Source organism: Thermomonas sp. HDW16 (genome assembly GCF_011302915.1).
In the GTDB taxonomy this organism is placed as follows: Bacteria; Pseudomonadota; Gammaproteobacteria; order Xanthomonadales; family Xanthomonadaceae; genus Thermomonas.
This window is the reverse complement of record NZ_CP049872.1, coordinates 1,806,431-1,832,328: the sequence shown is the minus strand read 5'-3', so window position 1 is coordinate 1,832,328 and position 25,898 is coordinate 1,806,431. Positions and strand designations below refer to the sequence as shown.

General features: G+C 65.2%; 17 protein-coding genes and 1 tRNA gene. 10 read left to right on the top strand and 8 right to left on the bottom strand.

Translation table 11 applies throughout. The features are described from left to right. The first annotated feature begins 50 nt into the window (after positions 1-50). Both G7079_RS08510 and nhaA read left to right on the top strand, forming a co-directional pair. Positions 51-1,307, top strand: coding sequence for a serine hydrolase (locus G7079_RS08510; protein ID WP_206203194.1), 1,257 nt, complete (start codon positions 51-53; stop codon positions 1,305-1,307). 37 nt (positions 1,308-1,344) lie between these two features. Next, the gene (nhaA, locus tag G7079_RS08505) at positions 1,345-3,222 is read left to right on the top strand and encodes a Na+/H+ antiporter NhaA (RefSeq protein WP_166056895.1); all 1,878 of its coding nucleotides are present in this window, start codon (positions 1,345-1,347) and stop codon (positions 3,220-3,222) included. A gap of 27 nt (positions 3,223-3,249) precedes the next feature. Here nhaA and G7079_RS08500 read toward each other — a convergent pair whose 3' ends face one another. Continuing rightward, the gene (locus G7079_RS08500; protein ID WP_166056894.1) at positions 3,250-5,601 is read right to left on the bottom strand and encodes a Tex family protein; all 2,352 of its coding nucleotides are present in this window, start codon (positions 5,599-5,601) and stop codon (positions 3,250-3,252) included. A 93-nt stretch (positions 5,602-5,694) separates the two neighbouring features. Continuing rightward, complete coding sequence (locus G7079_RS08495; RefSeq protein WP_166056893.1) at positions 5,695-6,975, bottom strand: MFS transporter; 1,281 nt, start codon at positions 6,973-6,975, stop codon at positions 5,695-5,697. 108 nt (positions 6,976-7,083) lie between these two features. Between G7079_RS08495 and G7079_RS08490 the strand changes: the two genes are divergently transcribed. Then, a complete protein-coding gene (locus G7079_RS08490) occupies positions 7,084-9,006 on the top strand; it encodes a CocE/NonD family hydrolase (RefSeq protein ID WP_166056892.1) in 1,923 nt (640 codons plus the stop codon). 17 nt (positions 9,007-9,023) lie between these two features. On the opposite strand, the gene dinB is transcribed toward G7079_RS08490, so the two are convergent. Genes dinB through G7079_RS08475 form a run of 3 tightly spaced genes read right to left on the bottom strand, consistent with a single transcriptional unit; the run spans position 9,024 to position 12,885 of the window. Further along, a complete protein-coding gene (gene dinB / locus G7079_RS08485) occupies positions 9,024-10,115 on the bottom strand; it encodes a DNA polymerase IV (protein ID WP_255453145.1) in 1,092 nt (363 codons plus the stop codon). A gap of 31 nt (positions 10,116-10,146) precedes the next feature. Next, on the bottom strand, positions 10,147-11,442 hold the full coding sequence (locus G7079_RS08480) for a hypothetical protein (RefSeq protein ID WP_166056891.1): 1,296 nt from the start codon (positions 11,440-11,442) through the stop codon (positions 10,147-10,149). A gap of 39 nt (positions 11,443-11,481) precedes the next feature. Further along, positions 11,482-12,885, bottom strand: a complete 1,404-nt coding sequence (locus tag G7079_RS08475; RefSeq protein ID WP_166056890.1) for a GntP family permease — start codon at positions 12,883-12,885, stop codon at positions 11,482-11,484. A 160-nt stretch (positions 12,886-13,045) separates the two neighbouring features. Here G7079_RS08475 and G7079_RS08470 point away from each other — a divergent pair, with 160 nt between their 5' ends. Both G7079_RS08470 and G7079_RS08465 read left to right on the top strand, forming a co-directional pair. Then, complete coding sequence (locus tag G7079_RS08470; protein ID WP_166056889.1) at positions 13,046-15,301, top strand: TonB-dependent receptor; 2,256 nt, start codon at positions 13,046-13,048, stop codon at positions 15,299-15,301. A gap of 118 nt (positions 15,302-15,419) precedes the next feature. Further along, a complete protein-coding gene (locus tag G7079_RS08465) occupies positions 15,420-18,779 on the top strand; it encodes a PAS-domain containing protein (protein ID WP_166056887.1) in 3,360 nt (1,119 codons plus the stop codon). Here the strand turns inward: G7079_RS08465 and G7079_RS08460 are convergent. Together G7079_RS08460 and G7079_RS08455 are read right to left on the bottom strand one after the other, a co-directional pair. Continuing rightward, on the bottom strand, positions 18,776-19,441 hold the full coding sequence (locus G7079_RS08460) for a response regulator transcription factor (RefSeq protein ID WP_166056886.1): 666 nt from the start codon (positions 19,439-19,441) through the stop codon (positions 18,776-18,778). The genes G7079_RS08465 and G7079_RS08460 overlap by 4 nt on opposite strands. An 8-nt stretch (positions 19,442-19,449) precedes the next feature. Next, on the bottom strand, positions 19,450-20,268 hold the full coding sequence (locus G7079_RS08455; protein WP_166056885.1) for a 3-hydroxybutyrate dehydrogenase: 819 nt from the start codon (positions 20,266-20,268) through the stop codon (positions 19,450-19,452). Between the two features lie 226 nt (positions 20,269-20,494). Here G7079_RS08455 and G7079_RS08450 point away from each other — a divergent pair, with 226 nt between their 5' ends. The 5 genes from G7079_RS08450 (at position 20,495) to G7079_RS08430 (ending at position 25,545) form a co-directional block, all read left to right on the top strand. Continuing rightward, on the top strand, positions 20,495-22,192 hold the full coding sequence (locus G7079_RS08450; protein WP_166056884.1) for a 3-hydroxybutyrate oligomer hydrolase family protein: 1,698 nt from the start codon (positions 20,495-20,497) through the stop codon (positions 22,190-22,192). Positions 22,193-22,253: 61 nt separating this feature from the next. Continuing rightward, on the top strand, positions 22,254-22,871 hold the full coding sequence (locus G7079_RS08445; RefSeq protein WP_240906150.1) for a phosphatidylcholine/phosphatidylserine synthase: 618 nt from the start codon (positions 22,254-22,256) through the stop codon (positions 22,869-22,871). 61 nt (positions 22,872-22,932) lie between these two features. Next, on the top strand, positions 22,933-24,009 hold the full coding sequence (phaE, locus tag G7079_RS08440; RefSeq protein WP_166056883.1) for a class III poly(R)-hydroxyalkanoic acid synthase subunit PhaE: 1,077 nt from the start codon (positions 22,933-22,935) through the stop codon (positions 24,007-24,009). Position 24,010: 1 nt separating this feature from the next. After that, the gene (phaC, locus tag G7079_RS08435; RefSeq protein WP_166056882.1) at positions 24,011-25,087 is read left to right on the top strand and encodes a class III poly(R)-hydroxyalkanoic acid synthase subunit PhaC; all 1,077 of its coding nucleotides are present in this window, start codon (positions 24,011-24,013) and stop codon (positions 25,085-25,087) included. Positions 25,088-25,098: 11 nt separating this feature from the next. Next, the gene (locus G7079_RS08430; protein ID WP_166057888.1) at positions 25,099-25,545 is read left to right on the top strand and encodes a hypothetical protein; all 447 of its coding nucleotides are present in this window, start codon (positions 25,099-25,101) and stop codon (positions 25,543-25,545) included. Between the two features lie 261 nt (positions 25,546-25,806). Here the strand turns inward: G7079_RS08430 and G7079_RS08425 are convergent. Beyond that, positions 25,807-25,892, bottom strand: a tRNA-Leu gene (locus G7079_RS08425). Positions 25,893-25,898 lie beyond the last annotated feature (6 nt).

The following is a 25,898-nucleotide window of genomic DNA, read 5'->3' as shown; positions in this document are numbered from 1 at the left end:
GGATCCGTGGCAGCGCTTGCGGCATCGCGCGTGAAACGCTCCAATGGGGCATGACTTCGCATGCCTCTGGAGTGTCTCGCCGCGGTCTGCTGGCCGGCGGTTTCGGCCTGATGGCGTTGGCGGCCTTGCCGCCGAATGCGCGCGCAGCGGCCCGCTGCACCGTCGACGACTGGATGCCTTCCGAGGCCTTTCTGCAAGACCTGCCGCGGCAGATGCAGGCGCTGGGCGTGCCCGGCATCGCTATCGCGGTGGTGAATGAAGGCAGGCTGGCCTGGTCGCGCAGCTTCGGCGTGACCCGTGCCGAAGGCGGCGCGCAGGTTGATGAGCGAACCTTGTGGGAAGCGGCATCGCTGAGCAAACCGGTGTTCGCCTACACGGTGCTGCAACTGGTCGATCGCGGCGAGCTGGCCTTGGATACGCCCTTGGTGCAATACGCCAGGCCCGATTACCTCGGCGACTCGCCGTGGCTGGAACGCATCACCGTGCGCGACGTGCTGCGCCACACCACCGGCTTGCCGAACTGGCGCAAGGATCCCGCCAACGAAAAACTGGTGCCTGCAGTGGCACCGGGCACGCGCATCGACTATTCGGGCGAGGCCATCGTCTGGCTGCAACTGGTGGTTGAAGCGGTGACCGGCGAAAGCCTCGATCAAACGATGCACCGGTTGCTGTTCGAGTCTGCTGCTATGCACGACAGCAGCTATGGCTGGGATGCCGCGATGGCCGCGCGCTCCGTGTATGGCCACCGCGCGGTGGATGATCTGCAGCCGGGCATGCCGCAGCAGGGATTGCGCGACGCCTGGGATGCGGCATTGCCGATTGCCGAGCGCTGGCGCAAACCGCTCTCCACATGGCGCTATGCCGATGCCGAACGTGCGTTGCCGCTGGCTCGCGCGAACGTTAAGCCTGGCGTGCTGAACTGGCCAAGCGACATCCTGGCCAATGCCGCCGCCAGCCTGCGCTGCACGGCGGCCGACTACGCGCGCTTCATGTCGCTGATGGTGCATGCGCACCCCGCGGCGTGGGAGCTGCGGCCGCAGACGCGCACGGCGATGCTCACTCCGCAGATCGCGTTGCCCGACCGATGGACGGAGAAAGGGCTGGGTTGGAACATCGAAGCCACGCCTGCCGGCCCAGTGCTGTACCACTCGGGCAGCAATGCGGGCGTGTTCAAGGCCTTCGCATTGGGCGATGCCACGCGTCAGCGTGCGATCGTGTTGTTGACCAATGCCGCCAACGGCAACTTGCTGTACAGGCGCATTGTTCGCGCGAGCACAGGACTGGATCTGCTGGCGTTCGACGTCTGACGATGACTGCATGTAGAACCACTGAATTGGAGGGGGCATGAACGAGGTCGCGGCAACTTCCAATCGCCTGGATCGTCCGGTCGATCCTGCCTACGACCATGTGCTGGGGCCGGACGATGCGGCGATCACCCTGGTCGAATACGGCAGTTACGCCTGTCCGCATTGCCGCGCCGCCAATGAACGCGTGGCCCAGGTGCGCAATGAGTTGGGCGACCGCGTCCGCTACGTGTTCCGGCAGCGCCCGCTGGCCGGCAATGACCTGGCCCTGCGTGCGGCGCAGTTGGCAGAATCGGCGGATCGCGAGCAGTTCTGGCAGACGCATGTCGAATTGATGACGCGTTCGGTCGCGTTGACAGAGGACGACCTATGCGCGGTACGCGACACGTTGGGGCTTGATCGGTTGCCGCCGGAGCAGGCCGAAGTTGCCGGACATCGCGGCATCGAGCGCGTACTGGTCGACGTGGACAGCGCCGCGGCAAGCGGCGTGCGGGTGGTGCCCACGTTCTTCATCAACGGTCGCCGTTATGACGGACCGTGGGATGAAAGTTCGTTCACCGATGCCATGCTCGGTTCGCTCGGCCACCGCGTGCGTTCGGCCGCACTGGATTTCGCCAGTTGGGCGCCCTCCACTGGCGTGTTGTTGCTGCTGGCCTCGGTGCTGGCGGTGCTGCTGACCAACCTCGCTACCGGCGAGGCCTTCCGCCATTTCTGGGAAACCGATGTCGGCCTGGTGCTCGGCGATGCCGGCTTCCGCATGTCGCTGCATCATTGGGTCAACGACGGATTGTTGAGCGTGTTTTTCCTGGTGGTCGGGCTGGAGATCAAGCGCGAGTTCACCGTGGGCCACCTGGCCAGCCGGCGATCGGCGGCCCTGCCGATCGCTGCGGCGATCGGCGGGATGACGATACCGGCGCTGCTCTACCTTGCGGTGGTGCCTGCGGTGCCGTGGGGGCAGGGCTGGGGCGTGCCGATGGCGACCGACACCGCATTCGCCATCGCCCTGATCGCGATGTTGGGCAGCCGGGTGCCGGTGGAGCTGCGCATCTTCCTCACCGCCGCGGCGATCGTCGACGACATCGGCGCGATCGTGGTGGTGGCGCTGTTCTATTCGAGCAAGATCGATTGGGGTTGGCTTGGCGCGGCCTCGGCGTGTTTCGTGCTGCTGGTCGGCGTGAATCGCTCGGGTGTCTATCGCGCGTTGCCGTACGCGGCACTGGGTGTGGTGCTGTGGTTCTGCGTGTACAAGGGCGGCCTGCATGCCACGCTTGCCGGCGTGTTGCTGGCGTTGGTGATCCCGACTCGTCCACCGGCGAACCTGCGTTCGCTGATGACGCAGGCCGATCAGTTGATCGCCGAGGAAGCGCTGCATGGCGATGAACAACTGCGACATGGTCCATCGTTGCCTACGCTACGCCAGCTCGATGCGATCCACGATCGGCTGGAATCGCCGGCGGATCGCACCTTGCGCCATCTTGAGCCGTGGTCGAGTTATTTCGTGCTGCCGGTGTTCGCGCTTGCGAATGCAGGCGTCGTCCTGAGCCTGGGTCAGTTGCAAGGGCACGACACGTTGATGATGGGGGTCATGCTGGGACTGGTGGTGGGCAAGCCGTTGGGCTTGTTCTTGGCGTCATGGCTCGCAGTGCGAACGGGCATGGCGGTGAAGCCCGAAGCGTATTCGTGGACGCAACTGTTGGCAGCCGGCGCGCTGGCCGGCATCGGTTTCACCATGTCGCTCTTCATCGCCGGGCAGGCGTTTCCGGTGGAGGCGGATTTCGCCGCCGCCAAGATCGCGGTATTTGCTGCGTCCACCCTGTCGGCACTGATTGGCGTGGCGCTGCTGCTGTGGGCATCGCGCACCGGCGCACGCGCGCGCGAACCCGTACAGGAAGTGGACGACCGCCACTGCTCCGCATGATGCGTGTGCAGTGGCATCTGCCGGCGCTTAACCGCGTTTCAAGCCCTTCAGCGCGTCCGCCATTGCGCTGTTGAACGGCGTGGCCTGTTGTTGCGGTTTCGGTGCATTGCCGCGACCGCGATCATTGCCTCGGCTCCCATCGCGTCGCACATCGCGATCCGCCGATGGGCGTGACGTGGACTGGCCGGGTTCATCGCTCATGCGCCGGGTCAGCGCAATGCGCTTGCGCACCACGTCGACCTCCAGCACCTTGACCTTGACGATATCGCCGGCCTTCACCAACTCGCGCGGGTCTTTCACGTAGGTATCGGACAGCGCCGAGATGTGCACCAGTCCGTCCTGGTGCACGCCGATGTCGACGAAGGCGCCGAACGCAGCCACGTTGCTGACCACGCCTTCCAGCACCATGCCGGGGCGCAGGTCCTTGATGTCCTCGATGCCCTCGGCGAAGGTCGCCGCCTTGAACTCCGGGCGCGGGTCGCGGCCGGGCTTCTCCAGCTCTTTCAGAATGTCGCGCACGGTGGGTTCGCCGAAGCGTTCATCGGTGAACTGCGCGGGCTTCAGGCCACGCAGGAAAGCGGCATCGCCGATGATCTGTTTCACCTGCTTGCCACTGCCGGCCAGGATGCGTTCGACCACCGGATAGGCTTCCGGATGCACGGAGGAGGCATCCAGCGGTTGCTCGCCATCGGCGATGCGCAGGAAGCCGGCGCATTGCTCGAAGGTCTTGTCGCCCAGACGCGGCACCTTCAGCAGCGCCTTGCGCGAGGCGAACGCGCCGTTCTGGTCGCGATACACCACGATGTTTTCAGCCACCGTGGAAGACAGGCCGGACACGCGGGTCAGCAGCGCTGCAGATGCGGTGTTCACGTCCACGCCGACCGCGTTCACGCAGTCCTCCACGCGCGCATCCAGCGCACGCGCGAGGCGGTATTGGTCCACGTCGTGCTGGTATTGGCCAACACCAATCGCCTTCGGTTCGATCTTGACCAGTTCCGCCAGCGGATCTTGCAGGCGGCGCGCAATGGAGACCGCGCCACGAATCGATACATCGAGGTTGGGGAATTCCTTCGCCGCGAGTTCTGATGCCGAATACACCGAGGCACCGGCCTCGCTGACCACGACTTTCTGTGCCTTCAGTTCCGGCACCAGCTTGAGCAGGTCGCCGGCCAGCTTGTCGGTCTCGCGCGAAGCAGTGCCGTTGCCGATGGCGACCAGCTGCACGCCATGCGCGATGCACAGCTTGCGCAGCGATGCCAGCGACTGGTCCCATTGCCTGCGCGGCTCGTGCGGGTAGATGGTGTCGGTGGCGACCAGCTTGCCGGTGGCATCGACTACCGCGACCTTGACGCCGGTACGCAGGCCGGGATCGAGGCCGAGCACGGCTTTCGGGCCGGCGGGCGCGGCCAGCAACAGATCCTTGAGGTTGTCGCCGAAAACGGCGATAGCCTCGGCCTCGGCCTTTTCGCGTGCCTGGTTGAACAAGTCGAGCAGCAGGTGCAGGTGGATCTTCGCGCGCCAGGTCAGGCGCACCGCGTTGCGCAGCCAGGCATCGGCGGGGCGGCCGTGATCCTCGATGCCGGCATGCCGCGCGATGCGGCCTTCGGCATACAGGTTGCCGGCTTCGGCATCCGCGCCGGGATCCAGTTCGAGGAACAGGAATTCCTCGCGACGGCCGCGGAACAGGGCGAGCAGGCGATGCGAGGGAATCTTCGCCAGGGCTTCGGTGTGGTCGAAGTAGTCGCGGTATTTCTCGCCGGCTGCTTCCTTGCCTTCGACCACTTTCGAGCGGATCAGACCATTGTTTTCCAGCCAGCCGCGCAACTCGCCGAGCAGGGCCGCGTCCTCGCCCCAACGTTCCATCAGGATTGCGCGCGCGCCTTCCAGCGCGGCCTTGGCATCGGCCACGCCCTTGTCGGCATCCACGAAGCTGGCGGCGAATGTTTCCGGCGTGAGCGATGGATCGGCAAGCAGGCCATCGGCCAGCGGCTCAAGACCCGCCTCGCGGGCGATCTGTGCGCGGGTACGACGCTTGGGCTTGTACGGCAGGTAGAGGTCTTCCAGCCGCGACTTGCTGTCGGCAGCTTCGATCTCGCCGCGCAGTTCGTCGCTGAGCTTGCCCTGTTCGTCGATGCTGGAGAGGATCGCGGCGCGGCGTTCTTCCATTTCGCGCAGATAACTCAAACGCACTTCCAGATTGCGCAACTGCGTATCGTCCAGACCGCCGGTGACTTCTTTGCGGTAGCGGGCGATGAAGGGCACGGTGGCGCCTTCGTCGAGCAGGCCGACGGCGGCGTTGACCTGCGCGGTCTGCGCGCCGATTTCCTCGGCGATGGTCTGGGCGATCTTGCGTGCGAGTGCGGCGGACAATTGGGTCATGGAGTGCGGGGCTTCGACAGCGGAACAGATCCGCAATTGTCGCTGCCGCGTCCCGCCTGCGTAAGCTTGACAGTCCCTGGGAAATATCTGCCGTCAGGCGAGCTGGAAGCGCGGTCGTCGCATCGATACGAACAATCCCAGCCCGATGCCGAGCACCGCCATCATCGCGATGTAGTGCATCGGCGCGGCAGGATTGTCCTTGATCGCCAGGCTCAGCAAGATCGGCGTCAGTCCGCCGGCGATCGCATAGGCCACGTTGTACGAGAACGACAAGCCGGAGAAGCGCACCTGTGGCGGGAAGCCGCCCACCGCGATGCCCGGCACCAATGCGGTGATTCCCACCGCGCAGCCGGCGAGCATGTACAGCCATGGCGAATACGCGCCTGCCAGGGCCGCGCTGTAGAACACCCAGAACGCGATGCCGAGCAGCGCGCTCCACAACACCAGCACGCGGCCGGGGCCGAAGCGATCCGCCAGATAGCCGGCAACCAAGTTCGCGATCACCGTAGCGAAGATCGCCAGCGTGTTGCCGGACAGTGCATCGGCGCGCGAGACACCCAGGCCCTGCAGCAGCGTCGGCATCATCAACAACGTCACCACCACCGAGGCCGTGAGCAGCCAAGTCAGCAGCATCGCCAGAAGTACTGCACCGCCGTGTTCGCGCAGCACGGTTTTCAGCGGCAGGCCGGCGTCGAGCGAACGCCGTTCCTTCATCTCGGCGAATACCGGGGTTTCATGCAGCTTGCGGCGCAGGAACATCGCCAGCAGGCCCAGCACGCCGCCAATCACGAACGGCAGCCGCCAGCTCCAGGCCAGCAATTCCTTTTCATCGAACGACGCATTGATCGCGCGCGCCACCAGCGAGCCGAGCAGGATGCCGCTGCACAGCCCGGCCGACAGCGCGCCACAGGCGAGCACGCGATGCCGCGGCGACACATGCTCGCTGACGAATACCCACGCGCCGGGTGCTTCGCCGCCGATCGCCGCGCCCTGCATGATCCGCAGCAACAGCAGCAGGATCGGCGCCAGCACGCCGACCTGCGCATAGGTCGGCAACAAGCCCATCAGCAGGGTGGGGATTGCCATCAGCAGGATGCTCAGCATGAACATCCGCTTGCGCCCGGACAGATCGCCGAAGTGCGCCATCACGATGCCACCCAGCGGCCGCGCCAGGTAACCGGCGGCGAAGATGCCGAAGGTCTGCACCAGCTTCAGCCATTCGGGCATGTCGGCGGGGAAGAACAGCGCGCCCATCGTGGCTGCGAAGAACACGAAGATCACGAAGTCGTAGAACTCCAGCGCGCCACCGAGTGCGGCGAGCGAGAGGGTCTTGACCTGCTGGCGGCTGAGCCCGGGGGCATCGTGGTGGGTCATGGTGCTAGCGTATGCCAAGCGGCGATGCCGGCGTAGTACGGATGGCACACGGACGGGCTGCCGCCGCATGCAAGACTCGGTGATTGGCTGGAATCGGGGAGCAGGGCGATGCGGGGACTGGCGAGGATGACGATGCTGGCGGCGACGCTTGCGGTTTCAACTGGCGCGTTGGCGCAAACCGCGCCGATGGCGCCCGACATCACCGGCAAGGCGTTCAAGGCGCCGGAGCCGCAGCGTGACTTCATCAAGCGCGTCGAGATGATCCCGATGCGCGACGGGGTCAAGCTCTACACCGTCATCGTCATTCCCAAGGGTGCAAAGGACGCGCCGATCCTGTTCACCCGCACGCCGTACAACGCCGCCAAGCGCGCCGATCGCGTACCCAACGCGACCCGCATGGTTGACCTGCTGCCGCAGGGCGACACCGATTTCATCGAGGACGGCTATATCCGCGTGTTCCAGGACGTGCGCGGCAAATACGGTTCGCAAGGCGAGTACGTGATGACGCGGCCGCCGCGCGGGCCGCTGAACAAGACCGGCATCGACCACAGCACCGACGCCTGGGACAGCATCGAGTGGCTGGTCAAGCACGTGCCCGAAAGCAACGGTCGGGTCGGCATGTTGGGTTCCTCGTACGAGGGCTTCACCGTGGTGATGGCGCTACTGGATCCGCATCCTGCATTGAAGGTCGCGGCGCCGGAAAGCCCGATGGTCGATGGCTGGATCGGCGACGACTGGTTCCAGAATGGCGCGTATCGGCAGATAAACCTGGGCTATTTCACAGGGCAGATGACCGTGCGCGGCGCAGGCAGCGACATCGCCCGTGCTACCAACGACGACTACACCAACTTCCTGCGTGCTGGCTCGGTGGGCGCCTATGCGCGCGCGGCCGGACTCGAGCAGATCCCGGCCTGGCACAAGGTCAGCGAACACCCGGCCTACGATGCGTTCTGGCAACAGCAGGCGCTGGAGAAGCTGCTGGCGAAGCTGCCGGAGATCCAGGTGCCCACGATGTGGGAGCAGGGGTTGTGGGATCAGGAGGACATGTACGGCGGCAACCACGCCTGGGCTGCGCTGGAACCGAAGGACACCGACAACACCCGCAACTATCTGGTGATGGGGCCGTGGCGGCATAGCCAGGCCAATTACGATGGCAGCAGCCTGGGCGACTTGAAGTTCGAGGGCGATACCGCGCTGCAATGGCGGCGCGACGTGCTCAAGCCGTTTTTCGATCAATACCTGAAGCCCGGCGCGCCGGTGGCCAAGACGCCGCCAGTGTGGATCTACGATGCCGGCAGCAATCGCTGGGACAGCTACCAGCAGTGGCCGCAGAGTTGCGCGCAGGGCTGCGCGCGCACCAGCGTGCCGATGTACCTGCGCGCGGACGAGACTCTGGGCACCAGCAAAGGCACGGCGAATGCTGCGCAGTACGCCGAGTACGTGTCCGATCCGGCCAAGCCGGTGCCGTTCGTGCCGCGTCCGGTGGACATGGGCGACCGCGGCGTGTGGGGGCCGTGGCTGGTGCGCGACCAGCGTTTCGTCGACGGCCGTACCGATGTGCTCAGTTACACCAGCGCGCCGCTCACCGCACCGCTGGCGCTGGCCGGAACACCGGTAGTGAACCTGTCGGCATCGACCTCCGGCACCGACAGCGACTGGGTGGTGAAGCTGATCGATGTCTATCCGGATCAATACCCGGACGATCCGAAGATGGCCGGCTACCAGTTGCCGATCGCGTTGACCATCTTCCGCGGGCGCTATCGCGAAAGTTTTTCCGCGCCCAAGCCGCTACAGGCGGATGCCGCGCTGGCCTATCGCTTCGAGCTGCCCAACGTGAACCACGTGCTCAAGCCCGGCCACCGGCTGATGGTGCAGGTGCAATCCAGCCTGTTCCCGCTGTACGACCGCAACCCGCAGACCTATGTCGATAACATCTTCTTCGCGAAGCCTGGCGATTACCGCAAGGCGACGCAACGGATCTGGGAAGGCAGTGCCATCGAACTGCCGGTAGTGTCCGGCTCGTTGCCCTGATCGACCAGGGCCACCGCTCAAGCGAACAAGTCGTCCTGCGCTGCGGAGCCGTCCGGCTCCGCGAAGCCCGCAAGCCCGGCGCCGACAAGGCGGTAGCGTGTGCGCGCCGGCAGGGCCACGCGTTCGCGCAGCGCGCAGGCGATATCGGCGAACGCTTGTTCGGAGGTCGGCGGCTCCGCTGCGGTCAGGCTGCGGGTAAGCGTGCGGAAATCGCTTGTTTTCAGCTTCAGCACCACCGTGCGCGCGATGCGATCGGGGTGCTGCTGGCGTTCGCGCAGGTAGCCGGCCCAGGCTTTTGCGGCCATGCGCCGGATATGCGGCTCCAGTTCGTCCAACAACAGATCGTGCTCGAAGGTATCTTCGGCGGAGACCTGCAGCGTGGCGCGTTCGCTCTGCACTTCGCGTTCGTCGATGCCCAGCGACAACTCATGCAGGCGTCGGCCCCAGCGGCCGAAGCGGTGTTCCAGCGCCGTCTCGCCAAACGTACGCAGGTCGCTACAGGTAGCGATGCCGAGTTCGGCCAGCTTGGTTTCCATGACTTTGCCGACACCCGGCAGCTTGCCAACGGCGAGCGGGGCGAGGAAGGCATCGACCATCGCCGGCTTGAGCACGAATTGGCCGTCCGGCTTGTTCCAGTCGCTGGCGATCTTGGCCAGGAACTTGTTCGGCGCGATGCCGGCCGATGCGGTGAGTTGGGTTTCCTCGCGGATCGCATCGCGAATATGCATCGCGATAGCGGTGGCGCTGCCGAGATCCTGCCTGGGTTGCGTCACGTCGAGATAGGCCTCGTCCAGCGAGAGCGGCTCGATCAGGTCGGTGTGCCGCTCGAAGATTTCGCGCACCTGCTTCGAAACCGCCTTGTAGCGCACGAAATCCGGCGGCACGAAGATCGCGTCAGGACACAGCCGTTCCGCGCGCACCGCAGGCATCGCCGAGCGCACGCCGAACACGCGCGCCTCGTAACTGGCCGCGCACACTACCGAACGCGCCCCGCGCCAGGCCACCACCACCGGCTTGCCGCGCAGCAAAGGATCGTCGCGCTGCTCCACCGATGCGTAGAACGCATCCATGTCGACGTGGATGATCTTGCGTTGCGGGGATTCGCTCACCCGCTGATTTTACGGGTGTGTGGCCGCAGGTTCAGCGCCAGAACAGGATCTGGTCGTAGCCAGGATCGTCCTTGGCGTCGTTATCCTCATCGTCCGTTGACGGCCGTGCGATGCGCAGTTCGTGGCGGCCACGTGGCAGGCCACGCACGTCGATCATCGCCAGCAGCGCAGGACGATCGGTGCGAGGATCGCTGGCGATTTCATAGCGCATGTCGGCCAATGGCTCGCCATCGAGCGTCACGCCATGCAGTGTCGACAGGCAAGCCAACCGCACTTCCGCCTGTCGCGGATTGGGGAGGGCCTGTGCTTGCGCGCAGATGCGTCTCATGGCCGGCTCGTCGCGCATCGGGCGGTATGGAACGACCAGGCGAAGGTAGGGCGCGGCGGTCACGGCCATGGATTGGATGTAGGGTAAAGCCGGGTCGCGCGCGGGATCGCGCTGATCATCGTAATGCGCGGCATCGATTGCAGTCGTCCCTTTGTCCGAAGGGAACAACCCGTAGTTGCCCAGCCATTGGGGCGATTGCATCACCGCGAAGGATGCACCGACGGCGAACAGCACCAGCATGAGCAAGGTGGTGGTGAAGGCCACCACCTTGTAGTCGCTGCCATGGCTACCGAGCAGGCTCATGATCGGATTATTCATTCGGCTGAGGCCGATTCTGGCGTACCAGCCGAACAGGCGGCGGATGATGTGGCGCACCCGGCTGTCGGGCGCAAGGCGCGCGCCGCGCTTTCGGTCGTACAGGACGATCAGGGAGAACGGCACCATCACGGTCGCGAACACCGCGAGAATCACTTTGTAGCCATCGATCCTCCGGTCGGAGAGCGTCGACAGCAGTATCCCGAACACGGAGATGAAGAGCGCGACCACGGCGATCACTACCACCAGTATCCCGAGCATCACGCCGACCGCGAACACCGTCGTCGCCAGGTTGTCGGCGCGGTCGATGATGGTCGGGAACGGCAATGCACGTTCGCGCTCGACTTCGCCCTGAATCGGGCCGATCCGCAGCTTGTCCCAGCGAATGCCGTCGGGATAGACCGAATACATGCCGACCAGCGCGATCCAGCGCGCGCGCAACAGGAGGTGCAGCACGAAAGTGATCGCCAGGATCACCGCCATGCCCTTGCCATAGAGGTAGGCGAGGACAAGGGGCTGCTGCCAATCGTTGTCGAGCCTGGGCTCCAGCGCGAACATGACGTTGTCCAGCAGGCTGGGCAACTGCAGCATGGCGAATACTGCAATACCGGAAATCAGCAGTTCCACTTCCCAAGTGGGAGTGGTGCGGTTCGGGAGTGTGTGGGGCGTGTCGGTGTCGCTCATGGCCCGCATGGTGCGGGCCATGGCCAAGGCTGGCAAGCCTCAGACGATGCCGAAGGCGTAATACAGCCCGATCACAACGAACACCGCCAGCGTCTTGATGATGGTGACGGCGAAAATGTCCTTGTAGGCCTGTCGATGGCTCAGGCCGGTGACCGCGAGCAGGGTGATCACTGCACCGTTGTGCGGCAGGGTATCCATGCCGCCGGAGGCCATCGCGGCTACGCGGTGCAGCACCTCCATCGGGATACCGGCGGCATTGGCGTTGGCGATGAAAGTTTCCGACATCGCAGCCAACGCGATGCTCATGCCGCCGGAGGCGCTGCCGGTGATGCCGGCCAGTGCGGTGACGGTGACCGCCTCGTTGACCAGTGGATTCGGGATCGACCCCAGTGCATTGGCGACTACCAGGAAGCCGGGCAGGGCGGCGATCACCGCGCCAAAACCATATTCGGAAGCGGTGTTCATGCCTGCCAGCAACGCGCCGCCGATGGCTGACTTGCTGCCTTCGGCGAAACTCTTCGTCACCGGCTTCCACGCGAACAGCAGCACGCAGGCGATGCCGGCCAGCAACGCGCCTTCCACTGCCCAGATCGCGGCGACCTTCGAGACTTCCTGGACTACAGGCGCAGCGCTGCCGATTACTGCGGGATCGAAGCTGGTGCTTTCGCCGTAGTAGCCCGGAATCCACACGGTCATCAATTTGTTGACGATGCCTACCACCAGCAGCGGCGCGATCGCGATCAGCGGATTGGCCAGCTTGCCGCCGGTGAAAGCGGCGGGTTCGTTCAACAGGGTGGCGGCATCGCCGTAGCCTTCGCCGGCCTTCAACGCGGCGCGGCGGCGCCAGTCGAGATAGAGCATGCCCAGGATCAGGATGAAGACGCCGCCCAAGGTGCCCAGCACCGGCGCGGCCCAGGTATCGGTGCCGAAGAAGGTGGTCGGGATGATGTTCTGGATCTGCGGGGTGCCCGGCAGCGCGTCCATGGTGAAGGTGAACGCACCCAGCGCGATGGTGCCGGGGATCAGCCGCTTGGGGATGTCGCTCTGGCGGAACAGTTCGGCCGCGAACGGATACACCGCGAACACCACCACGAACAGCGACACGCCGCCGTAGGTGAGCAAGGCGCAGACCGCGACGATGGCCAGCATCGCGCGTTGCGCGCCGACCAGCTTGATGGTGGCGGCGACGATGGATTTCGAGAAGCCGGACAGCTCGATCACCTTGCCGAACAGCGCACCAAGCAGGAACACCGGGAAATACAGCTTGAGGAAGCCGACCATCTTGTCCATGAACAGGCCGGTGAACATCGGTGCGACCAGTTGCGGATCGGTCAGCAGCACCGCGCCCAGCGCCGCAACCGGTGCGAACAGGATCACGCTGTAGCCGCGGTAGGCCACGAACATCAGGAAGCACAACGCGGCCAGCACGATCAGGAATGCCATTGCGCCCCCGTGGGCATCGGTCAGGGCTGCGAGTGTCGGCGGCATTGCCGTCCCGGCCCATTGTCCTAACGTCCAATGCCGTGAAGGACGCTTAACAACTAACTTGCCTCCGTCGGCGGCATGGGCCCGCCCGTGTCCACGTACCCTCAGGAGGGGAACGATGAAGCGCAAGCAATTGAGTCTGGCGATCCATGGCGTGCTGGCGGTGTCGTTGCTGGCCATCGCGATGCCGGCATCCGCACAGGATGCGGCGGCATCCGCTGAAGGCGGCAAGAAGGCAACCACGCTGGAGGCGGTGAAGGTCACCGCGCGCAAGCGCGAGGAAACCCTGCAGGATGTCCCGGTCGCGGTCACTGCGTTCACCGCGGATGCGCTGGACAAACTTAATGTCGAGGACCTGTCCGACCTCGATGCGCAGGTGCCCAACCTCACCATCTACGCGGCGCGCGGTTCCAGCAGCACGCTCACCGCCTACATCCGCGGCGTCGGCCAGTCCGATCCGCTGTGGGGCGTGGACCCGGGCGTCGGCATCTACATGGACGACGTCTATATCGCGCGCCCGCAGGGTGCCTTGCTCGACGTGTTCGACGTCGACCGCATCGAGGTGCTGCGCGGTCCGCAGGGCACGCTGTATGGCAAGAACACCATCGGCGGCGCGATCAAGTACATCTCCAAGGGCTTGCGCTCAGACTTCAACGGCTACGGCTCGGTCACCGTCGGCAATTACGGCCAGCGCGACCTCAAGGCGGCGGTGGGCGGCGGTTTCGGTGGCAGCGAATACCTGCGCGGACGCATTTCCATCGCAGACCTGCATCGCGACGGCTTCGGCGAGAACGTGATCACCGGCGCGCAGGTTAGCGACAAGAAGATCCGTGCGTTCCGCGCCAACCTGGGCGCCTACGTCACCGATGCGGTGGACCTGCAGTTCGCGTTCGACCATGTCGACGACAGCTCCGGCGTGCGCGGCGCGCAGATGCTGCGGGCCAATCCGTTCAATTCGATCCCGTTGTACGGCGGAACCGGGCCCAAGCCGCCGATGGAAAGCCGCTACGACGTCCGCAACGGCATGCCCAACGTCAACGACACCACGCTGAGCGGCGCCTCCGCGACCATCAACGTGCGCGGCAGCGACAACTGGGCGTTCAAGTACGTCCTCGCCAAGCGCGAGTCGGATACCGAAACCAATATCGACTTCGACACCACCCAGGACAAGATCGCCGACGTCAAGGCGTTCTATCGCGACGAACAGGTCACCCACGAACTGCAGGCCAATTACGACGGCGGCGGGCGTTCGCGTGGCGTGATCGGCTTCTACAAGTTCGATGGCGAAGCCGGCGGCCAGGTGCTGAACAACTTCTTCAACATCAGCTTCGGTGACACGCAGGGCACGGTCTATACCGAAAGCATCGCCGCCTACGCCGACTGGACGTTCGACGTCAGCGACAAATTCAGCGTCGACCTGGGCGCCCGCTGGACCAGCGAAGACAAGCACGCGGTGGTCAGGAACATCGGCTACAAAGATGGCACCTTCACCACGCCCAATGGCGTGGTGGCGGCGAACTTCGACAAGACCATCAACTTCAAGAACCTGTCGCCGAAGATCTCGCTGGACTACCAGCTCACCCCGGACGTGATGGTCTACGGCCTGGCCACGCGCGGCTTCAAATCGGGCGGCTACAACATCCGTGCGCAGGCCACCGCGGTGCCGCGTTCGGCCGAACCGTTCCAGGACGAGCAGGTCGACAGCTACGAAGTCGGCACCAAGATGGGCCTGCTCGACCAGCGCCTGTTCCTGAACCTGTCCGCGTTCCACAACAAGTACAAGGACATCCAGCTCTCGATCTTCACCGAGTACACCACGCCGCAGAACACCAAGGCGTTCTTCGGCGACTTCACCAACGCCGGCGCGGGCACGGTCAACGGCTTCGAGGCCGAGTACCAGTGGCTGGCGACCGACAACTTCACCGTGTCGGGCAACCTGGCCTGGTTGGATGCGAAGTTCGATACGTACATGTTCAAGAACGTCAACATCGCCGACCAGCAGGAATTCACCAACGCACCGGACTTCTCCGGCGCGGTGAACCTGGAATACCGTGCCGACCTGGGCGCTGCCGGCAGCTTGTCGGCGCGGGTGAGCTACGCCTACCAGAGCGACGTGGTGGCCACGACCGAAGTAGTCAGGGATCCGGTGACGCTGGCCACCGTGCAGCCGATCACCCAGGACGGGTACGGCTTGGTCAATGCCGGCGTGATCTGGAAGCCGGCAGATGCGTGGACGGTGTCCCTGCAGGGCAGCAACCTGGCCGACAAGGCGTACCGCACCACCGGTTACAACTTGTACGCCGCGCTTGGCGTGCATACCGGCTTCTACGGTCCGCCGCGCCAATACAGCCTCACCGTCAAGTACGACTTCTGATCTTCGCGGTACCACGCAGATCGGACGACGGCGGGCTTCGGCCCGCCGTCGCGTTATGCTCGCCGCGCATGCAGCCTGATGAACAACAACAGTTGCCCACGTGTTTGAAGGTGACGCGATGTTGAGCGTCGCCGCGGTCGTTGCCGCTGCGTTGCTGTGGCTCGGCTTGTTGTTCGGCACCGGCCTGTACGCAGAACGCCATCCGGGCGTGTTCGCCAAACACTGGCGGCACATCTACGCGCTGTCGTTGGCGGTGCATTGCACCTCGTGGACCTTCTACGGCACGGTGACCCAGGCGGCGCGTTACGGCTGGCCGCTGCCGCCGACCTTCATCGGCGCGATCCTGTTCTACGCGCTCGCCGTGTTCTTCATGATCCGGCTGGTGCGGCTGGCGCGCGAAAGCAATGCGACCTCGCTGGCCGACCTGATCGCCACCCGGCTGGGCAAGGACGCATGGTTGGCCGCCACGGTGACCCTGGTGACCGTGCTGGGCCTGATCCCGTATATCGCGCTGCAGTTGCAGGCGATCACCATGAGTTTCTCGACCCTGACGGCGGGGCCGGATGTCGCCACCGATGGCGCACCGCCGGTCTGGCGCGATGGTGCGCTGTATGTCGCGCTGGCAATGGCCTTGTTCGCGATCGTGTTCGGTACCCGCCGCGCCAGCGCCGCCGAACACAACCGCGGACTGGTGCTGGCGATCGCGTTCGAATCGATGTTCAAGCTGCTGGCCATGCTGGCACTGGGCGGCTTCGTCTGGTTCGGCCTGCAGGAACTGCCCGAGGCGGCGATGCGCACGTTGCCCGCGCAGCCCTCGGGTGGCTTCGTGCCACTGGTGATCCTGGGCGCGTTGGCGATGTTCCTGATGCCGCACCAGTTCCACGTCGGCGTGGTCGAGTGCCGCGACGAGGCCGACGTGCGCACCGCGCGCTGGCAGTTCCCACTGTACCTGTTGCTGATCGCATTGCCGGCGTTGCCGCTGGCGCGCGCGGGCATGGCGATGTTCGGCGATCGCGTGCCCTCGGACATGTATGCGCTCGCGCTGCCGCTGGCGCAGAACAACCAGGGCATCGCCTTGCTGGTCTTCCTCGGCGGGCTGAGTGCGGCCACCGGCATGGTCATTGTCGGTACCCTGGCATTGAGCCTGATGATCGGCAACCACTGGTTCGCGCCGGGCCTGCTGCGTGGCGCGTGGGCGCGCAGCGTCAGTGGCGACGAGCGCGGCGACCACCGCGGTGACCTGCTGCTGCTGCGCCGCGTGGGCATCGTCGCGATCATGCTGCTGGGCTGGGCCTACAGTCGATTGGTCAGCGGCAATGAAGCCTTGGCCGATGTCGGGGCGGTGTCGTTTTCCGCACTGGCAACCCTGGCGCCCGCACTCGCATTCGCCGTGTGGCGCCCGCAGACGCCGGCCAGCGCGGCCACGCTGGGCGTGCTGGCCGGCTTCGCCGCGTGGTCGTGGGTGATGCTGGTGCCGATGATCGCGGCAACCACGGGCACCGATCCCGCGTGGTTGCACGCCGGTCCGTTCGGCCAGCATTGGTTGGCGCCGGAGGCCTTGTTTGGCCTCACCGGATGGAGCCGGTTGGGGCGCGCAGTGGGCGTGAGCCTGTTCGTCGGCAGCGTGGTCACGCTGTTGGTTGCGGGAATCCACAGCGCGCCGCGCCGCCGCGAGGCGCGTGGCTCCGACCTGCAGACCCTGCGCAGCGCGGGGCGGCGCTTCCTGCCGCAGCAACGCGTGGATGAGCTGTTGCGCAACGCGCCGGCGAACGGGCCGGTGCCTGCGGCAATCGAATCGCGGCTGGAACACGAATTGGCGGCGATCCTCGGCAGTGCATCCGCGCGCCTGTTGCTGGATGCCGCGCGGCGCGACACCGTGGATGCCGACCGGCGTGGTGCGGATCTGGAAACCGTGGCGGCGATCGTCGATGAGGCCAGCCAGGACCTCCGCTTCAACCAGCGGCTGCTGGAAGCGGCGCTGGAGAACATGTCGCAGGGCATCAGCGTGGTCGATGCCGAACTGCGGCTGGTTGCGTGGAACCGCCGCTACGCGGAGCTGTTCGGTTTCCCACCGGGCATGCTGCGGGTGGGCCTGCCCATCGCCGAGGCTTCGGCATGGGCCTTGCGCGAAGTGGCCGGGATCGACCGCCAGGACGACGCGCTGCACCGTCGTCTCGAACACATGCGCACCGGCACCTCGCACCTGTCCGAGCGCGTGTTCCCGGACGGCAGCATCATCGAAATCCGCGGCAACCCGATGCCCGGTGGCGGCTTCGTCGCCACCTTCACCGATGTCACCGCATTCCGCGAAGCGGAAACCGGGCTGAAGCGCATCAACGAAACGCTGGAGCAGCGCGTCGAAGAACGCACCGCGTTATTGGAATCCGCCAAGCGTGAAGCCGAACACGCCAACGATGCGAAAAGCCGCTTCCTTGCCGCCATCGGCCATGACCTGCTGCAGCCGCTGCATGCCGCGCACCTGTTCGCCGCCACTCTGCAGCAGCGTGGCGAAGGCGAGCAGCGCGAGCTTGCGATGCAAATCGGAGGTGCACTGGATTCCACGACAGACCTGTTGACGACGTTGCTGGACATGTCGCGGCTGGAAGCAGGCGGGTTGGTGCCGGAGCCGCGCGCATTCCCGCTGGGCGACGTGCTGGAGCCGCTGGTCGCACAATTCGGCGTGATTGCCGCCGAGCGCGGGCTGCGCCTGCGTTTCGTGCCGACCCGTGCATGGGTGCGCAGCGATCCACAGCTGCTGCGGCGGGTGCTGCAGAATTTCCTGGCGAATGCGTTGCGCTACACAGAATCCGGCAGCGTGTTGCTGGGCGCGCGCCGGCATGGCGATACCTTGCGCATCGAAGTGCACGACACCGGCCCCGGTATCGACGACGGTCAACGCGAGGCGATCTTCGAAGAGTTCCGCCGTGGCGACGATGCGCCCGGGCAGGGACTCGGCCTGGGGCTTGCCATCGCCAAGCGCATTGCGAACCTGCTCGGTTCCGCCATCCAGCTACGCAGCCAACCGGGACGCGGCAGCATGTTCGCCATCGAGGTGGCACGCGTCAGTGCGGCCCAGCCGCTGTCGTCATCGCAACGTGGGGTGGCCGGCCTGCGCGTGCTGATTGTCGACAACGAAACGCAGTCGCTGGATGCACTTGCCGGCGTGTTGCGTGGTTGGGGTTGCGAAGTGTTTGCTGTAGGTGATGGCGACGCCGCGGCGGCTGTGCTCGAAGTATCGGCTTGCGCACTGTGGATATTCGACTACCACCTCGATGCCGGCGACGATGGCGTCGCCTTGCATGCACGCCTTGCAGGGCGTTTCGGCCAGGTGCCGTGCATGATCCTCAGTGCCGACCAGACCGGCGCCGTGCGTGTTGCCGCACAGGAGGCAGGACTGCCTCTGTTGATGAAGCCGTTGCGGCCGCTTGCGTTGAAATCGGTGCTGGACCGCATGCTGGCGGCGCGAGCTGCGGGTTAAGCCTCCATCTGTCGCGCTGGATCCGAAAGCTCCAGTTCCCGCAACACAACGCCCGCCTGCGTGCGGTTGCGCACTCCCAAACGTTCGAAGATCGCAGTCAAGTGCGCCTTCACCGTGCGTTCTTGCACGTCGAGGCGATCGGCGATCTGCTTGTTGAGCAGACCTTCGGCAACCAGTGCAAGCACCCGGAACTGCTGTGGAGACAGGCTGGCCAGGCGCGCGGCCAGCGCTGCATCGTTCGGTGAGCTCTGCGCGCGGGTGACTGATGCGCGCAAGGCAGGCGGCAACCAGGTGTCGCAGGCCAGCACGCTGCGGATCGCGTCGCGCAGGTCGTCGAGACCGGCGCTTTTCGGCAAGTAACCGGCAGCGCCATGGTCGAGCGCGCGCCGGATCACACGGGGATCATCGTTGGCGGAGACCACGATCACCGCCACGCCCGGATGCTGCGCACGCACCGCCGCTAAACCGGCAAGCCCATGGTTGCCGGGCATGTGCAGGTCGAGCAGCACGAGATCGACCTGCGGTTGCGCATCCAGCGTTGCCAGCACGGTTTCAAGGCTGCCTGCTTCGAACAATTCCACATCGCCCAGCGCATCGCGTGCCGCCTGCCGCAGCGCGGCGCGGAACAGCGGGTGATCGTCGGCGATGAGCAGCGAAGGCATCGGATCGTCTACTGCGCAGTCCAACCACCATCCACCGGCATCGCCGCGCCGGTGATGTTGTGCGCTTCGCGCCGGCACAGGAACACCGCCAGTGCAGCGATTTCGGCGGGCAGGGTCATGCGCAGGCTGGGCTGTTTCTCGGCCAGCAATGCACGCACGCCGTCATCGCGGGAACCGCCATTCATGCGCGCTTCGATCTGCGGCTCGATCAATGGCGTTTCCACCCAGCCCGGGCAGATGCAGTTGACGGTGATGCCACCGGAATCGCGCGAACCCTGCGCCGCGTATTCGAGCGCGGCGACTTTGCTCAGGCCGACGATGCCGAACTTGCTGGCCACGTACGGTGCCTTGTCCTTGGACGCCACCAGCCCGTGCACCGAGGCGACATTCACCACACGGCCGTAGCCGCGCGCCGCCATCGCCGGCATCGCCGCACGCATGGTGTGGAAGGCGGACGACAGGTTGATCGCGATGATGTCGTTCCACTTTTGCACCGGCATCTCGTGCAGCGGCACTGCATGCTGGATGCCGGCGTTGTTGACCAGGATATCGATGCCGCCTTCCGACCACGCCGCCAGTTCGATCATCATCGCCTCGATGGCGTCCGGGTCGCGCAGGTCGGCACCGAAATGGCGAGTGTCGCTGCTGTTGCCGCTGCCAGCGATGTCCACCTCGGCGATCGCCGCCGCGATCTGCTCTGGCGTGCCCAGCCCATTGATCGCCACCTTGGCGCCTGCGGCCGCCAATGCGGAGGCGATGGCGAGGCCGATGCCGGAAGTGCTGCCGGTCACCAGCGCGGTGCGGCCTTGCAGGAAGTTGTCGCTCATGAGTGATCCGTGTTGCGTCGCATCAGTGACTGCATACGCTAGCAGGCCGGGCGCGGCGATGTCAGGGCACGCACTGGTACGAAGGTACGATGCGGCGCGGGCGATGACGTCGTATGGTCGGGGCATGAACAGACTCCGTCATTGCGCCCGCGCCGCCACGATCGCAGCAAGCTTTGCCCTGTTGACCGCCTGTGCGGGCCTGCCCGCAGCCAAAGGAACATCCCCCATGTTCAGCCAGCAACGCGCCAGCGACCATCGGGGCACAGACGACCTGCTGACCGCAGGCCTTGGCCTGGCCGGTTTGCGCGCGATGGTGCCGCCCGCATTCGCCGATGCCGAACACCCGACGCCCGCGGAACTGCGCCGTCGCGCCCTGTGGAGCAATTGGCGCGGCATCGCCGATCTCGCGCCGGGTGGTGGCTATGCCGAGTTGTACGGCAGCGTCGCCAGCGTGGCGGGCCGCGAGTTCAGCGCATTCGCGCAATTGCCGGGTGCGTCGCAGCCGCATCGCGTGTTGCTGCAGCTGCCGGATGCGTTCGATGCCGGCAAGCGCTGCATCGTGGTGACCGCTTCCTCCGGCTCGCGTGGGATCTACGGCGCGATCGCCGTGGCCGGCGCCTGGGGCCTGCCGAAGGGCTGCGCGGTGGCCTATACCGACAAGGGCGCAGGCACCGATTATTTCGACCTGGATGCCGGGCAGGGCATCGCCGCTGACGGCACGGTGGCAGCAACGGATGCCGCACTCGCATTCAAGCCATCGCCCGTCGCCGGCAGTGGCGTGGCCTACAAGCACGCGCATTCGCAGGACAACCCGGAAGCCGACTGGGGCCGCCACGTGAAGCAGGCTGCGCAGTTCGCGCTGGCCACGCTCAACGAACAATTGCCGCAGCAGGCGCCGTTCACCTTCGCCAACACGCGGGTGATCGCGGTCGGCATTTCCAATGGCGGCGGCGCTGTGCTGCGCGCGGCGGAAGATGGCGACGACTGGCTGGATGCCGTGGTCGCCGCCGAACCGAACGTGCTGGCCGAAGGCCACGGCGCACGCACCCTGTACGACTACACCACCGAAGCCGCGCTGCTCATGCCCTGCGCGTTGCCGGCGCTGGGCATCCCGGCGATGCCGGGCAGCGAGGCGAAATGCGCCGTACTGGCCGGCAAAGGAGTGCTGTCCGGCAACGATCTCAAGGCACGGCAGCAGGATGCATTGGACAAACTGCATGCCGCCGGCTGGACGGATGCGGCCCTGCGTGCCGGTTCGATCAGCGTCGCCTTCGACCTGTGGCGCGCGATCGGCGTGGGCTATGCCAGTGCCTACGGGCGCTATTCGCACGATGCGCATCCCTGCGGCTATCGCTACTCGGCAATGAATCCGGATTTCAGCACGCGCGCGGCCACCACCGCCGAACGCGCGGCGTGGATCGCCGATGGCAGTGGTATTCCACCGGGCGCGGGCGTTGGCATCGCCGATCCGCAACCATCGACCGATCTTGGCCTTACAGGCCTGCAATGCCTGCGCGCGTTGTGGACGGGTGATGGCGCGGATGCGCAGCGCGTGCGCAAGGGCATCGAAGAAACCCGTGCAGGCTTGCCGCGCAAAGGCCTGTCGGTGGTGGTCATCCACGGCACCGATGATGGCCTGGTGCCGCAAGCATTCAGCAGCGCGCCGTACGTGGCGATGGCGCAGGCCGCGGGCCGCGACGTGCGCTACTGGCAGGTGCGCAACGCGCAGCACTTCGATGCCTTCCTCGGCTTCCCGCAATACGGCGCGGTGTACCTGCCGCTGCTGCCGTATGTGTATGCAGCATTGGATCGCGTCGATGCGCATCTCGATGGCAAGAGTGCGTTGCCGGCCGATGCGGTGATCGCCACCGTTCCGCGTGCCGGCAAGCCACTGGCCACCGACAACCTGGCGATGCCACGCTGACCTGCCTCTTGCCGGCTTCACGCCGGCTTTGGCAGTCTGTCGACTCCAGCGGGGAGCCGTCATGAAACAACGCCATTTTTCGATGTTGCGGGATTTCCATCTCGCCGACTGGTTCACCCTGGCCAACGCCTTCTGCGGCACCAGCGCGATCTTCGCGGCGATGCGTTACCTGCAGGACGGCGATCTGCGCTACCTGTACATCGGCATGGCGATGATCCCGCTGGCCTTCGTCTTCGACGCGCTGGACGGCCGCATCGCCCGCTGGCGCAAGGTGTCATCGACCCTGGGCCGCGAACTGGATTCGCTGGCCGACATCATCAGCTTCGGCGTGGCGCCGGCGGCACTGGGCTACGCCTGTGGCCTGCAAGGCGGTTGGGACTGGGTCGTGCTGAGTTACTTCGTTGGCTGCGGCGTGAGCCGGCTGGCGCGCTACAACGTCACTGCCGAAACGCTGGCGGACGGCGGCGACAAAGTGAAGTATTTCGAAGGCACGCCGATCCCGACCAGCGTAGTCATCGTCGGTCTGCTGGCGTGGCTGGCGTGGAATGATTGGATTGGTGCCGCGTTGCCGTTCGGTGTGCTGCAACTCGGCCCGTGGCAGCTGCATCCGCTGGTCTTGGTGTTCGCGCTGTCCGGCTCGCTGATGATCAGCAAGACCCTGCGGATTCCGAAACCCTGAGCCTCTTGCAATGGCGACGCAACACCCGCATTGCTAGCATGCGGGTAACAGCGGAGGTCATATGGCTCAGGGTTCAAACGATTTTGAAGCACTGGCGCGCCAGTACTGGGGCGCATGGGGCGATGCCATGCGCGGCGCGATGCCGCAGCAGGGTGCCGATGCCGGCATGCAGGGGTTTCGCGATGCACTGGGCGCATGGACGCAGGCGGCGGGCGGCGGGCAGGGCGGCTTCGACAATGTACTCGGGCATTTCAACCGCCAGAGCGGCGACTGGTTCGCGCAGATGCAGCAGCTGGCCGCGCAGTTCAGCGGCCGCGAGCACAGCGCGCAGGACGTGACCAAGGCGTGGCAGCAACTGCTGGGCGGCAATCCGTTCCAGGGACTGTTCCAAGGCATGCGTGGCCCCGGTTTGGAAGGCCTCGAACAATGGAACGAAGCCGCCGCGCCGTGGCTGCAGAACCTGCGCAATGAAACGGCGAGCACGCTGGGGATGCCGGCGTTTGGTTTCGCTCGCGAACACCAGGAACGGCTGCAGGCGCTAGCCCAGGCGCAACTGCGCTGGCAGGACGCGCTGGCCAACTACAACGCACTGATGGCGAAGACTTCGCAGGATGCGTATTCGCGTTTCGAATCGAAGCTGGCCGAGCGCGAGGAGCCGGGCCGCCAGCTGGGCAGCGTGCGTGCGCTGTTCGATCTTTGGGTCGATGCTGCCGAAGAAGCGTATGCGCAGGTCGCCCTGTCGTCCGACTACCGCAAGGCATATGGCGAACTGGTCAACGCGCAGATGCAGTTGCGCGCAGGCGTGCAGGCCATCGTCGAACAGAATGCGAACCTGCTGGGTATGCCAAGCCGCACCGAACTCGACAGTGCGCACCGCAAGATCGCTGAACTGGAACGTCAATTGCGTCGCATTCAGCGCAGGGCCGAGACGAGCGATGCGGTTGCGCCAAAGCCGGCATCGAAACCTGCGTCGGCATCGAAACCAGTGAAAAAGGCCGCGAAGAAAGTGGCGAAACCCGCCGCGAAAAAAGCCGCGAAGCCCGTGGCTAGGAAGGCAATAAAACCCGTCGCGAAGAAAGCCGCCAAGAAGGCGATGAAGAAGTCTGCCGCGCGCAAGCCGGTAGCGAGGAAGCGCTGACATGGATGCATTCGGGCCAATCAACATCACCGCCGAGGCACTGGCCGAAGAAGCCGCCAAATTTCAGCGCAAGCTGGAAGCCGGCATCGGCACCCTGCGTGGAATGGACGAAGTGCATTTCGGCGTCACCGAACGCGAGGAAGTCTGGCGCGACGGCAAGACCGTGCTGTACCGCTTCCGAGGCGAAAAGCCGGCGACATCAAAGGTGCCGTTGCTGGTCAGCTACGCGCTGGTCAACCGCCCCTACATGGTCGACCTGCAGGCCGACCGCTCGCTGGTGAAAGGCCTGCTGGAACGCGGCCAGGACGTCTACATCATCGACTGGGGCTATCCGGATCGCAGCGACAAGTTCCTGACGCTCGAGGACTACATCCAGCGCTTCATCGGCGGTGCCATCGACCATCTGCGCAAGGCGCATCAGCAGGAATCGGTGAACCTGCTCGGCATCTGCCAGGGCGGTGTGTTTTCGCTGTGCTATGCCGCGTTGAACCCCGGCAAGGTGCGCAACCTGATCACCATGGTCACGCCGGTGGATTTCCACACCGCCGACAACATGCTGTCCAACTGGAACCGCGAGATCGACGTCGACCTGCTGGTCGACACGCTGGGCAACATCCCGGCGGACATGATGAACCTGACCTACCTGATGCTGAAGCCGTGGCGGCTGTTCGCGCAGAAGTACGTGGGCATGGTGGACATCCTCGACAACAAGAAGGCGATGGAGGATTTCCTGCGCATGGAGAAGTGGATATTCGATTCGCCCGACCAGGCCGGTGAAGCCTTCCGCGAATTCAATACGCAGTTCTTCCAGCGCAACGGCTTCGTCAATGGCGGCGTGCGCATTGGCGATGAGGAAGTCCACCTGGGCATGGTCGAGATGCCGATGCTGAACATCTACGCCGAGCAGGATCACCTGGTGCCGCCGGATGCCTCGCGCGTGCTGAAGGATTTGGCGGGGACGGACGATTACACCGAGCTATCGTTCAAGGGCGGTCACATCGGCATCTACGTGTCCGGCCGTGCGCAGAAGGAAGTGCCGGACACGATCCACAACTGGCTGGCGAAGCGTTCGCGTTGAACGCGCAAGCGATGCCACGCTGGCTGTTGCGCGCAGTGCAGGTGATAGGCGTTGCCTGGACTTTGCCGAACACCGTGCTTGGACTGCTCGCAGGGGCATTCAGCATGGCGGCGGGCGCGCATGCGCACGTGAGTGCGCGCGAATTCGCCATCGTTTTCCACAGCGTGCCATGGGGCCCGGGTGGGGCGCTGACCCTGGGCAATGTGATCCTGCATACCGGCGATACGCTGGATTCGCCCTGTGTGACCTATGCGCATCGTGCCGGCCATCGCCAGGAACCACGCATCATCCTTGGCGACCACGAACGCGCGCACGTCTACCAATACATGCTGCTGGGCCCGCTTTTCCTGCCGCTGTATTTCCTGTTCGGCGGCATCGGCGTTCGCAATCGCTTCGAGCGCGCGGCGGATCGTTACGCACTGTCCGGACGCGGTTGGTGGCCCTGGCCGAAACCGTGAATTCGGGGTCGTGCTGGACGTTCCGACGAACGGTCGAATGAATGCGTCGCGCTTAGCTTTTTCCTAACGGAGGCCGGCGTAATTTCCACCTGCCGGAGAAAAACTTCGCGGTATCGTCAAGAAGCTGCGGAAAATCGCTCCGGCCACAGAAGACCCGATCCCCTCCAGGCACTTAGCGGCCCGCGAGATCGGGTCTTCCCTTTTGCGCAACGGCAAAACGCGCATACGAAAAAGCCACGCGATGCGTGGCTTTCGTTGACCTGGTACCGGTGAAAGGACTCGAACCTTCACGACATCGCTGCCGGCGGATTTTGAATCCGCTGCGTCTACCATTCCGCCACACCGGCGCGGGA

Coding starts and splice junctions, on each gene's coding strand:
- G7079_RS08510 (WP_206203194.1), top strand. CDS start 51: ATGACTTCGCATGCCTCTGGAGTGTCTCGCCGCGGTCTGCTGGCCGGC.
- nhaA (WP_166056895.1), top strand. CDS start 1,345: ATGAACGAGGTCGCGGCAACTTCCAATCGCCTGGATCGTCCGGTCGAT.
- G7079_RS08500 (WP_166056894.1), bottom strand. CDS start 5,601: ATGACCCAATTGTCCGCCGCACTCGCACGCAAGATCGCCCAGACCATC.
- G7079_RS08495 (WP_166056893.1), bottom strand. CDS start 6,975: ATGACCCACCACGATGCCCCCGGGCTCAGCCGCCAGCAGGTCAAGACC.
- G7079_RS08490 (WP_166056892.1), top strand. CDS start 7,084: ATGCGGGGACTGGCGAGGATGACGATGCTGGCGGCGACGCTTGCGGTT.
- G7079_RS08480 (WP_166056891.1), bottom strand. CDS start 11,442: ATGAGCGACACCGACACGCCCCACACACTCCCGAACCGCACCACTCCC.
- G7079_RS08475 (WP_166056890.1), bottom strand. CDS start 12,885: ATGGCATTCCTGATCGTGCTGGCCGCGTTGTGCTTCCTGATGTTCGTG.
- G7079_RS08470 (WP_166056889.1), top strand. CDS start 13,046: ATGAAGCGCAAGCAATTGAGTCTGGCGATCCATGGCGTGCTGGCGGTG.
- G7079_RS08465 (WP_166056887.1), top strand. CDS start 15,420: ATGTTGAGCGTCGCCGCGGTCGTTGCCGCTGCGTTGCTGTGGCTCGGC.
- G7079_RS08460 (WP_166056886.1), bottom strand. CDS start 19,441: ATGCCTTCGCTGCTCATCGCCGACGATCACCCGCTGTTCCGCGCCGCG.
- G7079_RS08455 (WP_166056885.1), bottom strand. CDS start 20,268: ATGAGCGACAACTTCCTGCAAGGCCGCACCGCGCTGGTGACCGGCAGC.
- G7079_RS08450 (WP_166056884.1), top strand. CDS start 20,495: ATGTTCAGCCAGCAACGCGCCAGCGACCATCGGGGCACAGACGACCTG.
- G7079_RS08445 (WP_240906150.1), top strand. CDS start 22,254: ATGAAACAACGCCATTTTTCGATGTTGCGGGATTTCCATCTCGCCGAC.
- phaE (WP_166056883.1), top strand. CDS start 22,933: ATGGCTCAGGGTTCAAACGATTTTGAAGCACTGGCGCGCCAGTACTGG.
- phaC (WP_166056882.1), top strand. CDS start 24,011: ATGGATGCATTCGGGCCAATCAACATCACCGCCGAGGCACTGGCCGAA.
- G7079_RS08430 (WP_166057888.1), top strand. CDS start 25,099: ATGCCACGCTGGCTGTTGCGCGCAGTGCAGGTGATAGGCGTTGCCTGG.